This is a genomic window from Pseudomonas akapageensis, assembly GCF_011355085.1.
Classification (GTDB): Bacteria; Pseudomonadota; Gammaproteobacteria; order Pseudomonadales; family Pseudomonadaceae; genus Aquipseudomonas; species Aquipseudomonas akapageensis.
In genome coordinates this window covers 233,509-248,159 of the sequence record NZ_VXCP01000010.1, presented here as the reverse complement: position 1 = coordinate 248,159, position 14,651 = coordinate 233,509, and the positions used below count along the sequence as shown (strand labels likewise).

Genomic DNA, 14,651 nt, shown 5'->3' with positions numbered 1-14,651 from the left:
CCCGGTACAATCCGGGCCTTGTTGTTTTTGGCACCTATAGGATCACCATGTCGGCTTCTTTCGTTCATCTACGCCTGCACACCGAATATTCGCTGGTCGATGGTCTGGTGCGGATCAAGCCGCTGGTCAAGGCCCTGGCCGGGATGAACATGCCGGCGGTGGCCGTCACCGACCAGAACAACATGTGTTCGCTGGTCAAGTTCTACAAGACCGCAATGGGTGCCGGGATCAAGCCGATCTGCGGTGCCGACCTGTGGCTGGCCAACCGCGACCCCGAGGCGCCGCTCAGTCGCATCAGTTTCCTGGCCATGAATGCCCAGGGCTACCGTAACCTGACCGAGCTGATTTCCCGTGGTTTCATCGAAGGTCAGCGCAATGGCCAGGTGATTATCGACAAGGACTGGATCCCGCCCGCCAGCGAAGGCTTGATTGCCTTGTCTGCGGCCAAGGAGGGTGACATCGGCATGACACTGCTCGGTGGCAATCCGGACGACGCCGAAGCGCTCCTGCGCGAATGGATGGCGATTTTCCCCGACCGTTTCTATGTCGAGATCCAGCGCACCAACCGCACCAACGATGAAGAATACCTCCATGCGGCCGTGGCCCTGGCCGACAAGGTCGGTGCGCCGCTGGTCGCTACCAACGACGTACGCTTCATCAAGCAGGAAGACTTCGAGGCGCATGAGACGCGCGTCTGCATCGGTGAAGGCCGCGCCCTCGACGACCCGCGCCGGTCGAAAAACTACAGTGACCAGCAATACCTGAAAAGCCCGGCCGAGATGGCCGAGCTGTTCAGTGACCTGCCCGAAGCCCTGGAAAACACCGTCGAGATTGCCAAACGCTGCAATATCGACGTCAAGTTGGGCAAGCACTTCCTGCCCGACTACCCGATCCCCGATGGCATGACCATCGATGAATATTTCCGCAAGGTGTCCTTCGATGGCCTGGAAGAGCGCCTCAGCGTGCTGCTGCCCAGAGATACCACCGAAGACTACGAGGCCAAGCGCCAGGTGTATGTCGACCGGCTGAATTTCGAGCTGGATATCATCATCCAGATGGGGTTCCCCGGTTACTTCCTGATCGTGATGGACTTTATCCAGTGGGCCAAGAACAACGGCGTACCGGTCGGTCCTGGCCGGGGGTCGGGTGCCGGGTCGCTGGTGGCCTACGTACAGAAGATCACCGACCTCGATCCTTTGGAGTACGACCTGCTGTTCGAGCGGTTCCTGAACCCGGAACGGGTTTCGATGCCCGACTTCGACGTCGACTTCTGCATGGACGGTCGCGACCGGGTCATCGACTACGTGGCCGAGAAGTACGGCCGCAACGCGGTGAGCCAGATCATCACCTTCGGTTCCATGGCCGCCAAGGCTGTGGTTCGTGACGTGGCGCGGGTGCAGGGCAAGTCCTACGGCCTGGCGGACCGCCTGTCGAAGATGATTCCCTTCGAAGTCGGCATGACCCTGGAAAAAGCCTTTGAGCAGGAGGAAATCCTGCGTGACTTCCTCAAGGTCGACGAAGAGGCCGCGGAAATCTGGGAGATGGCGCGCAAGCTCGAAGGCATCACCCGAAACGTCGGCAAGCACGCCGGTGGCGTGGTAATCGCGCCGACCAAGCTGACAGACTTCTCGCCCATCTATTGCGATGAGGAAGGCGGCGGCCTGGTCACCCAGTTCGACAAGGACGACGTCGAAGCTGCGGGCCTGGTCAAGTTCGACTTCCTGGGTCTGCGGACCCTGACCATCATCGACTGGGCCCTGAAGACCATCAACCGCGACCGGGCCAAGGTCGGCGAAGAACCACTGGATATCGCCTTCATTCCGCTGGACGACAAGCCGACCTACAGTCTGCTGCAGAAAGCTGAAACCACCGCGGTGTTCCAGCTTGAATCGCGCGGCATGAAGGAGCTGATCAAGAAGCTCAAGCCCGACTGCCTGGAAGACCTGATCGCACTGGTGGCGCTGTTCCGTCCGGGCCCGTTGCAATCGGGCATGGTGGACGACTTCATCAACCGCAAGCACGGTCGCGCCGAGCTTGCCTATCCGCACCCCGACTACCAGTACGATGGCCTCAAGCCCGTGCTGGCGCCGACCTACGGCATCATCCTGTACCAGGAACAGGTGATGCAGATCGCCCAGGTCATGGCCGGCTACACCCTCGGCGGCGCGGACATGCTGCGTCGCGCCATGGGCAAGAAAAAGCCCGAGGAGATGGCCAAGCAGCGCGGTGGCTTCATCGAAGGTTGTGCCAACAACAATATCGATGCAGACCTTGCGGGTAACATCTTCGACCTGGTGGAAAAGTTTGCCGGCTACGGCTTCAACAAATCCCACTCGGCTGCCTATGGCCTGGTTTCCTATCAGACCGCCTGGCTGAAAGCGCACTATCCGGCGCCATTCATGGCCGCGGTACTCTCGGCGGATATGCACAACACCGACAAGGTCGTGACCTTGATCGAAGAAGTGCGCACCATGAAGCTGCGCCTCGATGCGCCGGACGTGAATACCTCCGAGTTCAAGTTCACGGTGAACGACGAAGGCCGGATCGTCTACGGCCTGGGCGCAATCAAGGGTGTCGGCGAAGGTCCGGTGGAAGCCATCACCGAGGCCCGTCAGGAAGGACCGTTCAAGGACCTGTTCGACTTCTGCGCACGTGTCGACCTCAAGCGCATCAACAAGCGTACCCTCGATGGCTTGATCCGCAGCGGCGCGCTGGATCGCCTCGGGCCGCATTTCCATGACGAGCCCAAGGCCTACCAGGCCAATATCGACCGCAACCGGGCCGTATTGCTGGCGGCGATGGAAGAGGCGATCAAGGCGGCGGAACAGACAGCCCGTACCCATGACAGTGGCCACAGCGACCTGTTCGGCGGTTTGTTCGTCGAAGAAGATGCCGACGTCTACGCCAACCATCGCAAGGCCAAGGAGCTGACCCTCAAGGAGCGCCTGCGCGGCGAGAAGGAAACCCTGGGCCTCTACCTGACCGGTCACCCGATCGACGAATATGAAGGCGAGATTCGCCGTTTTGCTCGTCAGCGTATCATCGACCTAAAGCCGGCCCGCGATACCCAGACCGTGGCGGGCATGATCATTGCGCTGCGCGTGATGAAGAACAAAAAGGGCGACAAGATGGGCTTTATCACCCTGGATGACCGCTCGGCAAGGATCGAGGCGTCGCTGTTCGCCGATGCATTCCATTCGGCCCAGTCCCTGCTGCAGACCGATGCCATGGTGGTGGTCGAAGGCGAAGTCAGCAATGATGACTTCTCCGGTGGCCTGCGCCTGCGGGTCAAGCGGGTGATGAGTATGGAAGATGCGCGTACCAACCTGGCAGAAAGCCTGCGGTTGAAGGTGCATACCGAGGCGCTCAAGGGGGATCGGTTGTCCTGGCTGGGCGAATTGTTCAAGCGCCACCGGGGTGCCTGTCCGATCACCATGGAGTACACCGGGCCCGACGCCAAGGCGTTGCTGCAGTTCGGCGAGGGGTGGCGAATCGACCCGGCCGACAGCTTGATTCAAGCGCTGCGTGACCAGTTCGGCCGTGAGAACGTCTTTTTGCAATATCGTTGAGCCACACCCTTGGCCAGAATGCCTTCAATGAGGGCTTTTACGGGGGTGGGGTTTTTAACTGTGATTTATTAATCTCGACCTGAATGCGCCTGATCCCTTATGGTAGGGCGCCAAACGGATCAACCGGCCGGCCGCTTGGCCGTCGACCCAAGACGGATGCCTATGAACCCGAATTTTCTTGATTTCGAACAGCCGATTGCTGACCTGCAAGCCAAGATCGAAGAGCTGCGCCTGGTCGGCAACGATAACTCGCTGAACATCGGCGATGAGATCGCTCGTCTGCAAGACAAGAGCAGCACGCTGACCGAGAGTATTTTCGGCAACCTGACCAGTTGGCAGATTGCGCGCCTGGCGCGCCATCCGCGTCGTCCCTATACCCTGGACTACATCAACCACATCTTCACCGAGTTCGATGAGCTGCACGGTGATCGGCACTTTTCCGACGATGCGGCCATTGTCGGCGGCGTTGCCCGTCTGGAAGACCAGCCGGTGATGGTGATCGGTCACCAGAAGGGTCGTGAGGTGCGCGAGAAAGTCCGCCGCAACTTCGGCATGCCGCGTCCTGAGGGCTACCGCAAGGCCTGCCGTCTGATGGAAATGGCCGAGCGTTTCAAGATGCCGATCCTGACCTTCATCGACACCCCGGGCGCCTACCCGGGCATCGATGCCGAAGAGCGCAACCAGAGCGAGGCGATTGCCTGGAACCTGCGCGTCATGGCCCGCCTGAAAACCCCGATCATCGCTACCGTTATCGGTGAAGGCGGTTCCGGCGGTGCGCTGGCGATCGGTGTGTGCGACCAGCTGAACATGCTGCAGTACTCCACCTACGCCGTTATTTCTCCGGAAGGCTGCGCGTCGATTCTGTGGAAGACTTCCGAGCGGGCAGCCGATGCCGCCGAAGCCATGGGTATCACGGCCGAGCGCCTGAAGAACCTGGGTATCGTCGACAAGGTCATCAACGAGCCACTGGGCGGCGCCCACCGCGACCCGGCCGCTGCTGCTGCCGCGATTCGCCAGGAGCTGTCTTCGCAGCTGGCCATGCTCAAGAAGTTCGACAACGAAGCGCTGCTGGCGCGCCGTTATGAGCGTTTGATGAGCTACGGTCTCTGATTTGATGCTTTGAGCGCAAGGTCCTTCGGACCTTGATCGCGGGCAAGTCGAGTCGTCGCACCGCCGCTCCCACAGAGATCATGCGAACACCGCAAAAACCTGTGGGAGCTGGCTTGCCAGCGATCGAGCGCGCAGCGCTCGCAACGGTACCCGCCCCATGCAAACCCTCCACAACCACCTGCTAACCGCCCTGGCCCCCTGGCGCAACGCCCCGGCCTGGCACATCGCCCTCTCCGGCGGCCTGGACTCCACCGTCCTGCTCCACCTCCTGGCCGACCTGGCCCAACAGCACCCATTACCCCCCTTGCACGTCATCCACGTCCATCACGGCCTGCAAGCCGCCGCCGACGCCTGGCCTGATCACTGCCGTGCACTCTGTGCGGCGCTGCACCTGCCGTTGCAGGTCGTTCAGGTTCAGGTCGAGGCTGGCGCCAGCGTGGAACAACAGGCCCGTGAAGCGCGTTACCGGGCCTTTGAGCAGGTGCTGCAGGCCGATGAAGTGCTGCTGACCGGTCAGCACCGGGAAGATCAGGCCGAAACCCTGTTGTTCCGCCTGCTGCGCGGCGCCGGGTTGCGTGGCCTGACGGCGATGCCCGGGCATCGCCCGCTGGGTCGGGGACACTTGGTGCGGCCGCTGCTGGAGGTCTCGCGCAGCGAGCTGCTGGACTACGCCCGAACCCACTCGTTGAGCTGGATCGAAGACCCGTCCAACACCGACACGCGTTATTCACGGAATTTTTTGCGTCACCAGATATTTCCTGCGCTCGCGGAACGGTGGTCGCAGGCGGCGACGAATATGGCCCGCAGTGCAGGGCATTTGAGCGAAGCCCAGGGCTTGCTCGATGAAGTGGCCGAGCAGGATCTGGGCGCCGCGTCGACTTCGACTGAATTTGCCTGGCTGGCCCTGCCATCGTTGGCGCTGGCACCCTTGCAGCAGTTGTCGCCGGCTCGTCAACGCAATGCTTTGCAGTACTGGCTCAGTGCCTGGACGCGCCTTCCCGACAGCCGGCACTGGGTGGGTTGGGACAATCTGCGCGATACCGGCGAGCAGGGCAGGCCGATCTGGCGATTGACCGATGGTGAGCTGCACCGTGCCGGCGGGCGTCTCTGGTGGTTGTCCGGCGTCTGGCTGCAACCTCCAGGCAGCCCGCTTGACTGGCCCGATCCCTCGCAGCCTCTGTTGCTTCCAGGCAATGGCACGCTATGGTTCAGCGGTATTTTGCCGCAGGGTCGCTACGAAATTCGGTACCGGCAGGGTGGTGAAGTACTGTTACAAGCACAGCGCGGGCAGCGCGACCTCAAGCGCCTGCTCAATGAATGGGGCCTGCCCCTGTTTGCCCGCGCCCGGTTACCGCTGCTGTACCGTGACGGTCAGTTGCAGGCCGTGGCAAACCTGCCTGGAACAGGGGAGCAGGACTGGCAATTGCACTGGAAGCCACCGACGAGCGAGCAACGTTTGAGATGAAAGGCCGTTTCCGGTAGACTACGCTCCCTTCTTGATACAACTTCTGTGGATTCTTCTGAAACGCAGCAGTTGCCGATTACCAAGCAGTCTTTGCTGGGCGATTCTAAAAATGTGTAGCGAGCGCCGTACCGGGTCGTTTTATCCCGGTCTGTACAAACGCAGCTGTTTTTCGAGATGCACTGTGAACAATGCAGGTGATCGGGGGCTTCGGCCTTCCTTCGCTTTCCCCGGCGGCTCTGACCGCTTTAACGCAGACTTCTAGGGTTTTTCATGACGCGCTACATCTTCGTCACGGGCGGTGTTGTTTCTTCATTGGGGAAAGGCATTGCCTCGGCTTCATTGGCGGCCATCCTGGAGGCGCGGGGACTTAAGGTCACCATGCTCAAGCTGGACCCGTACATCAACGTCGACCCGGGCACCATGAGCCCGTTCCAGCACGGTGAAGTGTTCGTCACCCACGACGGCGCCGAGACCGACCTGGACCTGGGCCACTACGAGCGGTTCATCCGCACGACCATGACCCAGAACAACAACTTCACCACCGGCCGTGTCTACGAGCACGTGCTGCGCAAGGAGCGCCGGGGTGACTACCTGGGTGCAACCATCCAGGTGATTCCGCACATCACCGACGAAATCAAGCGCCGCATCATCAAGGGTGCCGGCGACGCCGACGTGGCGATGGTCGAGATCGGCGGTACCGTGGGTGACATCGAGTCGCAACCGTTCCTCGAGGCGATCCGCCAGCTGCGTGTCGAAGTCGGTTCCAAGCGCGCGATGCTGATGCACTTGACGCTGGTTCCGTACATCGCCACCGCAGGCGAGACCAAGACCAAGCCGACCCAGCACTCGGTGAAGGAACTGCGCTCCATCGGCTTGCAGCCAGATGTGCTGATTTGCCGTTCCGACCACCCGGTCGATGTCTCCTCGCGCCGCAAGATCGCGCTGTTCACCAACGTTGAAGAGCGTGCGGTGATCTCCCTGGAAGACGTCGATACCATCTACAAGATCCCGGCCGTGCTGCACGCCCAGGGCCTGGACGACTTCGTCGTCGAGCGTTTCGGTCTGCAATGTGGCGGTGCCGACCTGTCCGAATGGGAAAAAGTGGTCGACGCCAAGCTCAACCCCGAGCACGAAGTCACCATCGCCATGGTCGGCAAGTACATGGAGCTGCTGGACGCCTACAAGTCGCTGATCGAAGCGATGAGCCACGCCGGCATTAGCAACCGTACCAAGGTCAACCTGCGCTACATCGATTCCGAAGACATCGAGAACCAGGGTACCGAACTGCTCGAAGGCGTCGATGCCATCCTGGTACCGGGCGGCTTCGGTCTGCGCGGTGTCGAAGGCAAGATCACTGCGGTCAAATTCGCTCGCGAGAACAAGATTCCGTACCTGGGTATCTGCCTGGGCATGCAGGTTGCCGTGATCGAATTCGCGCGCAACGTCATGGGCTGGAAAGACGCCAACTCCACCGAGTTCGATCGTAACTGCGGTCACCCGGTCGTCGGCCTGATCACCGAGTGGGAAGATGCCACCGGCGCGGTCGAAACCCGTACCGAGGCTTCTGATCTGGGCGGCACCATGCGCCTGGGCGCTCAGGAATGCCAACTGCAAGCCGGTACCAAGGTTCATGATTGCTACGGCAAGGACGTGATCGTCGAGCGTCATCGTCACCGCTACGAAGTGAACAACAACCTGCTGCCGCAACTGATGGAAGCCGGCCTGAAGATCTCCGGCCGTTCCGGTGACGGTGCGCTGGTCGAAGTGGTTGAAGCCAACGACCATCCATGGTTCGTCGCTTGCCAGTTCCACCCGGAATTCACCTCGACTCCACGTGACGGCCACCCGCTGTTCAGTGGTTTCGTCAAGGCCGCTTTGGCTCAACATCAGCAGAAAGCCTGACCCGGGAACTGAAAAAGCATGGCGCAGAAGATCATCCGCGTAGGCAACATCGAAATCGCCAACGACAAGCCCATGGTGCTGTTTGGCGGCATGAACGTGCTGGAAAGCCGTGACATGGCGATGCAGGTCTGCGAAGAGTACGTAAAGGTTACCGAGAAACTCGGTATCCCTTATGTGTTCAAGGCCAGCTTCGACAAGGCCAATCGCTCCTCGATCACCTCTTATCGTGGTCCAGGCCTGGAAGAGGGCATGCGGATTTTCGAAGAGGTCAAAAGCACCTTCGGCGTGCCGCTGATCACTGACGTGCATGAACCGGAGCAGGCTGCGGTGGTTGCCGAGGTCTGCGACATCATCCAGTTGCCGGCCTTCCTGTCGCGTCAGACCGACCTGGTCGTGGCCATGGCCAAAACCGGCGCAGTCATCAACATCAAGAAGGCCCAGTTCCTCGCGCCTCAGGAAATGAAACACATCCTGACCAAGTGCGAAGAAGCCGGAAATGATCAGTTGATTCTCTGCGAGCGTGGATCGAGCTTCGGTTACAACAACCTGGTCGTCGACATGCTGGGCTTCGGCATCATGAAACAGTTCGAATACCCGGTGTTCTTCGACGTGACCCATTCCCTGCAAATGCCGGGTGGTCGCGCCGATTCCGCCGGTGGTCGCCGTGCCCAGGTCACGGACCTGGCCAAGGCCGGCATCAGCCAGAGCCTGGCCGGGCTGTTCCTCGAGGCTCACCCGGACCCGGACAATGCCAAGTGCGATGGCCCTTGCGCCTTGCGCCTGGACAAGCTCGAGCCGTTCCTGGCTCAGCTCAAGGCACTGGACGAGCTTGTTAAGAGTTTTCCGACGGTAGAAACCGCGTAAACCTCAATTCTCCGGTAAAGTATCGCACGATTATTTCTCTGGCCCTCGGGCCAGAGCCTTGTCGTCCTCAGGCCTGCCCGCTGGTAAAACGCCTGATGATGGCATCCGATTTCTCTCAGCTGCGTCGTTTTCGTCAATCTTGGAGTGCTTACAACAATGGCTAAAATCGTCGACATCAAAGGTCGTGAAGTTCTCGACTCCCGTGGCAATCCCACTGTGGAAGCGGACGTGCTTCTCGACAACGGCATCATCGGCAGTGCCTGCGCGCCGTCCGGTGCTTCCACCGGCTCGCGCGAGGCGCTGGAGCTGCGTGATGGCGACAAGAGCCGTTACATGGGCAAGGGCGTACTGAAAGCCGTCGCCAACATCAACGGCCCGATTCGCGCCGCGCTGCTGGGCAAGGACCCGGTTGACCAGAAAGCCCTCGACCGCATCATGATCGAGCTGGACGGTACCGAGAACAAGGGCAACCTGGGCGCCAACGCAATCCTCGCCGTATCCCTGGCCGCTGCCAAGGCTGCTGCCCACGATCAGGACCTGCCGCTGTACGCACACATCGCCAACCTCAACGGCACTCCGGGCGTGTACTCCATGCCAGTGCCGATGATGAACATCATCAACGGTGGCGAGCACGCCGATAACAACGTCGACATCCAGGAGTTCATGGTTCAGCCGGTCGGCGCCAAGACCTTCTCGGAAGGTCTGCGCATGGGCACCGAGATTTTCCATCACCTCAAGGCTGTGCTGAAGGCCCGTGGCCTGAACACTGCAGTGGGTGACGAAGGTGGTTTCGCGCCTAACCTGGCTTCCAACGAAGACGCGTTGTCGGCCATCGCCGAAGCCGTGGCCAACGCCGGTTACAAGCTGGGCACTGACGTGACCCTGGCCCTGGACTGCGCTGCCAGCGAATTCTACGAGAACGGCAAGTACGATCTGGCTGGCGAAGGCCAGGTGTTCGATGCTGAAGGTTTCGCCAACTACCTCAAAGGCCTGACCGAGCGTTTCCCGATCATCTCGATCGAAGACGGCCTGGACGAGTCCGACTGGGCTGGCTGGAAGATCCTTACCGACAAGATCGGCGACAAGGTCCAGTTGGTTGGCGACGACCTGTTCGTGACCAACACCAAGATCCTGAAAGAAGGCATCGACAAGAAGATCGCCAACTCGATCCTGATCAAGTTCAACCAGATCGGCACCCTGACCGAAACCCTGGAAGCCATCCAGATGGCCAAGGCCGCCGGTTACACCGCCGTCATTTCGCACCGTTCGGGCGAAACCGAAGATTCGACCATTGCCGACCTGGCTGTCGGTACTTCGGCTGGCCAGATCAAGACCGGTTCCCTGTGCCGTTCCGACCGCGTTTCCAAGTACAACCAATTGCTGCGTATCGAAGAGCAACTGGGCGCCAAGGCGAAGTACAACGGCCGTGGCGAGTTTCGCGGCTAAGCGATAGATGGTAAAAAGACACTAGGGCGCGCCTGAAATGTCCCACGGGGGCCTTTCAGACGTGTCCTACTGCGAACGCTACACAGCACAAAGCCTGGCCATTGCCAGGCTTCGTGCCATCAGTCGTTTCGCAGGTGCGGCTGTCTTTTTCCACTGGATACCTTGATGCGCAGTCCCTATTGGTTGTTCCTCGTCCTGCTTCTCCTGCTCGGTGGCCTGCAGTATCGCCTTTGGGTGGGTAACGGAAGCCTGAAGCAGGTTGCCGACCTACAGCAGCAAATCGCCGACCAGCACGCCGAAAACGAGCGTCTGCTGGAGCGTAACCGTGTCCTGGACGCGGAAGTGCTGGAGCTGAAAAAAGGCATGGAGACCGTGGAAGAACGCGCTCGCCATGAACTGGGTATGGTCAAGGAGGGTGAAACCCTCTACCAGTTGGCCCAATGATTTCGCCACTGCCTGACTTCTGGGCCGTGGTTCCGGCCGCAGGCATCGGCGCCCGAATGGCTGCCGACCGTCCCAAGCAGTACCTGCAATTGGGCTCGCGGACCATCCTCGAGCATAGTCTCGACTGTTTTCTCGACCACCCCAACCTGAAGGGGCTGGTGGTCAGCCTTGCGGCTGACGATCCTTACTGGCCGACCCTGCGAAGCGCCAGCGACTCACGCATCCAGCGGGCCGCTGGTGGTCAGGAGCGGGCCGATTCCGTACTCAATGCATTGTTGTTGCTGCATGCCCAAGGGGCTGGCGATGACGACTGGGTGTTGGTCCATGATGCTGCCCGACCTAACCTGGCGCGTTCGGACCTGGACAAGTTGCTGGCCGAGCTTGCCGACGACCCGGTCGGCGGGCTGTTGGCAGTGCCGGCACGTGACACCCTCAAGCGCGCCGATGCCAATGGCCGGGTCAGTGCCACCGTCGACCGCAGCACGATCTGGCAGGCCTATACACCGCAGATGTTTCGTCTGGGGGCATTGCACAGGGCATTGGCTGACAGCCTGGTGGCCGACGTGGCGATCACCGATGAAGCCTCGGCCATGGAGTGGGCAGGGCAGGCGCCGCGGTTGATCGAGGGGCGTTCGGACAATATCAAGGTGACGCGGCCGGAAGATCTGGAGTGGTTGCGCCAGCGCTGGGCGCTGCGTCGCTGAATCCTTCCTCGTTCCCACGCTCTGCGTGGGAATGCATCCAGCGACGCTCTGCGTCACGCTCGTGCAGGTCGACGCGGAGCGTCTGACACGGCATTCCCACGCAGAGCGTGGGAACGAGAATCTAAGGCACTGAATACTCCGGCCTGCCAGCCAACCCCTCCCGCAAATAATCCACCAACTTGCGCACCTTCGGCGACAAATGCCGTTGCTGCGGATACAGCGCCCACACCGCCGTATTTGGCGGTTGATGAGCCTCAAGCAACGAAACCAGTGCACCACTGTGCAAGTGCTCAAGCACGTAGTAATCGGGCAACTGGCACAACCCCACACCCCTCAAGGCAGCATCGAGCACCGCCTGCCCACTGTTGCAGCGCCAGTTGCCCTGCACCCTCTGAGTAAACTCACGCCCGTTTTGCTGCAACTGCCACAGGTCCGAACTGCCGATCAGGCAATTGTGCCGGCTCAACTCCGAGAGGCTGTGCGGGCGACCATAGCGTTCAAGGTAGGAGGGCGATGCGCACAGGTACATGCGCCTGGGGGCCAGGCGCGCCGCCACCAGGCGAGACTCCTGCAGACGTCCCAGGCGGATGGCGAGATCCAGCCCTTCGTGAACCAGGTCCAGGGTGCGATTGCTCAACTCGATGTCCACCCGCAATTGCGGGTAAAGCCCCATGAATTGAGTCACCAACGGCACGATGAAGCGCTCGCCGTAGGCCACAGCGCAGGTCATGCGCAGCAACCCTTTCGGTTCGCTGGTGAGATCGCCCACGGCACGCAGGGCTTCCTCGCGCCCGTCCTGCAGGCGCTGGCAATGTTGCAGGAAGGTCTGGCCGGCTTCGGTGAGCGCCACCCGGCGCGTACTGCGGTAGAGCAGGCGCGTCTGCAAGCGCTCTTCGAGGCGGGCGATCTGCCGGCTGATGTGCGAGGACGATACGCCCAGCCGCTCGGCGGCCGCGGTGAATTGGCTGCACTCGGCCACGGCGACGAACTCATCGATGCCTTCCCAGCGATTTTCGTTCATTGATTATCCCTGCATGGCAATAATGTTTTGCCTTTGCATGGATTATTCACCATTCAACGCTCAATTACACTGTCAGCCTACTGTCCCCTCTGCTGGAGAAGATGATGATCAAGTCCCGTGCTGCCGTAGCCTTCGAGGCCAAGAAACCGCTGGAGATTGTTGAAGTCGACGTGGCAATGCCCAAGGCCGGTGAAGTGCTGTTGCGGGTGGTCGCATCCGGCGTCTGCCATACCGATGCCTACACCCTGTCCGGTGCGGACCCGGAAGGGATCTTCCCGTCGATTCTCGGTCACGAAGGCGGCGCTATCGTCGAAGCGATCGGCGAGGGCGTGACCTCGGTGGCGGTTGGCGATCACGTCATCCCGCTCTATACGCCTGAATGCGGCAAGTGCAAATTCTGCCTGTCGGGCAAGACCAACCTGTGCCAGGCCATTCGTGCGACCCAGGGCAAGGGCCTGATGCCCGATGGCACCAGCCGCTTCTCCTACAAGGGCCAGCAGCTGTTCCACTACATGGGCACTTCGACGTTCTCCGAATACACCGTGCTGCCGGAAATCTCCGTGGCCAAGATCCAGAAAGAAGCGCCGCTGGAAAAGGTCTGCCTGCTCGGTTGTGGCGTGACCACCGGTATCGGTGCCGTGCTCAATACGGCCAAGGTCAAGCCGGGTGATACCGTGGCCATCTTCGGCCTCGGCGGCATTGGTCTGTCGGCGATCATCGGTGCGGTCAAGGCCAAGGCCAGTCGTATCATTGCCATCGACATCAACCCGGCCAAGTTCGAAATCGCCCGCCAATTGGGCGCCACCGACTGCATCAACCCGAAAGAATACGACCGTCCGATTCAGGAAGTGATCGTCGACCTCACCGACGGCGGCGTGGACTTCTCCTTCGAGTGCATCGGCAACGTGCAACTGATGCGCGCCGCGCTGGAATGCTGCCACAAGGGCTGGGGCGAATCCGTGATCATAGGCGTCGCCGGTGCCGGCCAGGAAATATCCACTCGTCCGTTCCAATTGGTGACCGGTCGCGTCTGGCGCGGTACGGCTTTTGGTGGGGTGCGTGGCCGCAGCGAGCTGCCAAGCTACGTGGAGATGGCCGAAAAAGGCGAAATTCCGCTGGATACCTTCATCACCCATACCATGGGCCTGGAAGACATCAACAAGGCTTTTGACCTGATGCACGAAGGCAAGAGCATTCGTAGCGTCATTCATTTCTGAGGTCCATCATGAGCCTGGAAAACCTTTCCTGCCAGAAAAGCTTCGGCGGCTGGCACAAGCGTTACAAGCATCATTCCGCAGTGCTCGGCTGTGACATGGTGTTTGCCGTGTACCTGCCGCCGCAAGCCGAGCAGGGTGGCAAGCTGCCTGTGCTGTACTGGTTGTCGGGGTTGACCTGCACCGACGAGAACTTCATGCAAAAGGCCGGGGCGCACAAGCTCGCGGCCGAGCTGGGGTTGATCATCGTGGCGCCGGATACCAGCCCGAGGGGGGCACAGGTTCCGGGTGATCCGGACGGTGCCTGGGACTTTGGCCTGGGTGCGGGCTTTTACCTGAACGCCACCCAGCAACCCTGGGCCGAGCATTACCGCATGCACGACTACGTGGTGCAGGAATTGCCGGAGCTGATCGAAGCGCATTTCCCGGCTTCCGACCGTCGAGGTATCAGCGGACACTCCATGGGTGGTCATGGTGCGCTGGTTTGCGCACTGCGCAATCCCGGGCGATATCGTTCGATCTCGGCGTTTGCGCCGATCAGCAATCCGATCGATTGCCCGTGGGGGCAGAAAGCCTTCTCGCGCTACCTGGGAGAAGAGCGGTCGCGCTGGCGCGAGTGGGATGCCAGTTTGCTCATCGCCGATGCTACGGAGAAATTGCCGCTGCTGGTGGACCAGGGCGATCGTGACGATTTCCTCGCCACCCAGCTCAAGCCCGAGGCACTGGTCCAGGCGGCCCGCGCAGCGGGGCATCCGTTGGAGTTGCGATTGCAGCCCGGCTATGACCACAGCTACTACTTCATCGCCAGCTTCATCGACGATCACTTGCGCCACCATGCACAGGCGCTCGGGTGAAACGTAGCGGGACAAATCGGCCCATTGTTGGACAAAGTAGGTAGAATCACGCCCTGAC

11 protein-coding genes are annotated in these 14,651 nt (G+C 60.8%); 10 read left to right on the top strand and 1 reads right to left on the bottom strand.

The window, feature by feature from the left end; genetic code table 11:
* Window positions 1-47 precede the first annotated feature (47 nt).
* The 8 genes from dnaE to ispD all read left to right on the top strand — a co-directional run bounded on the left by dnaE (window position 48) and on the right by ispD (window position 11,504).
* Window positions 48-3,569, top strand: a complete 3,522-nt coding sequence (gene dnaE, locus F2S13_RS08240) for a DNA polymerase III subunit alpha (protein WP_166359976.1) — start codon at window positions 48-50, stop codon at window positions 3,567-3,569.
* 162 nt (window positions 3,570-3,731) lie between these two features.
* Window positions 3,732-4,679 (top strand): acetyl-CoA carboxylase carboxyltransferase subunit alpha, encoded by a 948-nt coding sequence (locus F2S13_RS08235; protein ID WP_166359975.1) that lies wholly within the window; start codon window positions 3,732-3,734, stop codon window positions 4,677-4,679.
* A gap of 157 nt (window positions 4,680-4,836) precedes the next feature.
* Window positions 4,837-6,144, top strand: coding sequence for a tRNA lysidine(34) synthetase TilS (tilS, locus tag F2S13_RS08230; RefSeq protein WP_166359974.1), 1,308 nt, complete (start codon window positions 4,837-4,839; stop codon window positions 6,142-6,144).
* Between the two features lie 270 nt (window positions 6,145-6,414).
* A complete protein-coding gene (gene pyrG / locus F2S13_RS08225) occupies window positions 6,415-8,046 on the top strand; it encodes a CTP synthase (protein ID WP_166359973.1) in 1,632 nt (543 codons plus the stop codon).
* Between the two features lie 18 nt (window positions 8,047-8,064).
* Window positions 8,065-8,910 (top strand): 3-deoxy-8-phosphooctulonate synthase, encoded by an 846-nt coding sequence (gene kdsA, locus F2S13_RS08220; RefSeq protein ID WP_166359972.1) that lies wholly within the window; start codon window positions 8,065-8,067, stop codon window positions 8,908-8,910.
* A gap of 156 nt (window positions 8,911-9,066) precedes the next feature.
* Complete coding sequence (gene eno, locus F2S13_RS08215) at window positions 9,067-10,356, top strand: phosphopyruvate hydratase (protein WP_166359971.1); 1,290 nt, start codon at window positions 9,067-9,069, stop codon at window positions 10,354-10,356.
* 165 nt (window positions 10,357-10,521) lie between these two features.
* On the top strand, window positions 10,522-10,800 hold the full coding sequence (ftsB, locus tag F2S13_RS08210; protein ID WP_166359970.1) for a cell division protein FtsB: 279 nt from the start codon (window positions 10,522-10,524) through the stop codon (window positions 10,798-10,800).
* A complete protein-coding gene (gene ispD, locus F2S13_RS08205; protein ID WP_166359969.1) occupies window positions 10,797-11,504 on the top strand; it encodes a 2-C-methyl-D-erythritol 4-phosphate cytidylyltransferase in 708 nt (235 codons plus the stop codon). Before ftsB ends, ispD begins: the two co-directional genes overlap by 4 nt.
* Before the next feature lie 121 nt (window positions 11,505-11,625).
* Here the strand turns inward: ispD and F2S13_RS08200 are convergent, their stop codons facing one another.
* A complete protein-coding gene (locus tag F2S13_RS08200; RefSeq protein ID WP_166359968.1) occupies window positions 11,626-12,525 on the bottom strand; it encodes a LysR substrate-binding domain-containing protein in 900 nt (299 codons plus the stop codon).
* Between the two features lie 104 nt (window positions 12,526-12,629).
* On the opposite strand from F2S13_RS08200, the gene F2S13_RS08195 reads away from it, so the two are divergent.
* Complete coding sequence (locus F2S13_RS08195) at window positions 12,630-13,742, top strand: S-(hydroxymethyl)glutathione dehydrogenase/class III alcohol dehydrogenase (protein ID WP_166359967.1); 1,113 nt, start codon at window positions 12,630-12,632, stop codon at window positions 13,740-13,742.
* Between the two features lie 8 nt (window positions 13,743-13,750).
* Window positions 13,751-14,593 carry an S-formylglutathione hydrolase gene (gene fghA / locus F2S13_RS08190; RefSeq protein WP_166359966.1) on the top strand — a complete coding sequence of 281 codons (843 nt, stop codon included), beginning with the start codon at window positions 13,751-13,753 and terminating at the stop codon, window positions 14,591-14,593.
* Window positions 14,594-14,651: the final 58 nt, after the last annotated feature.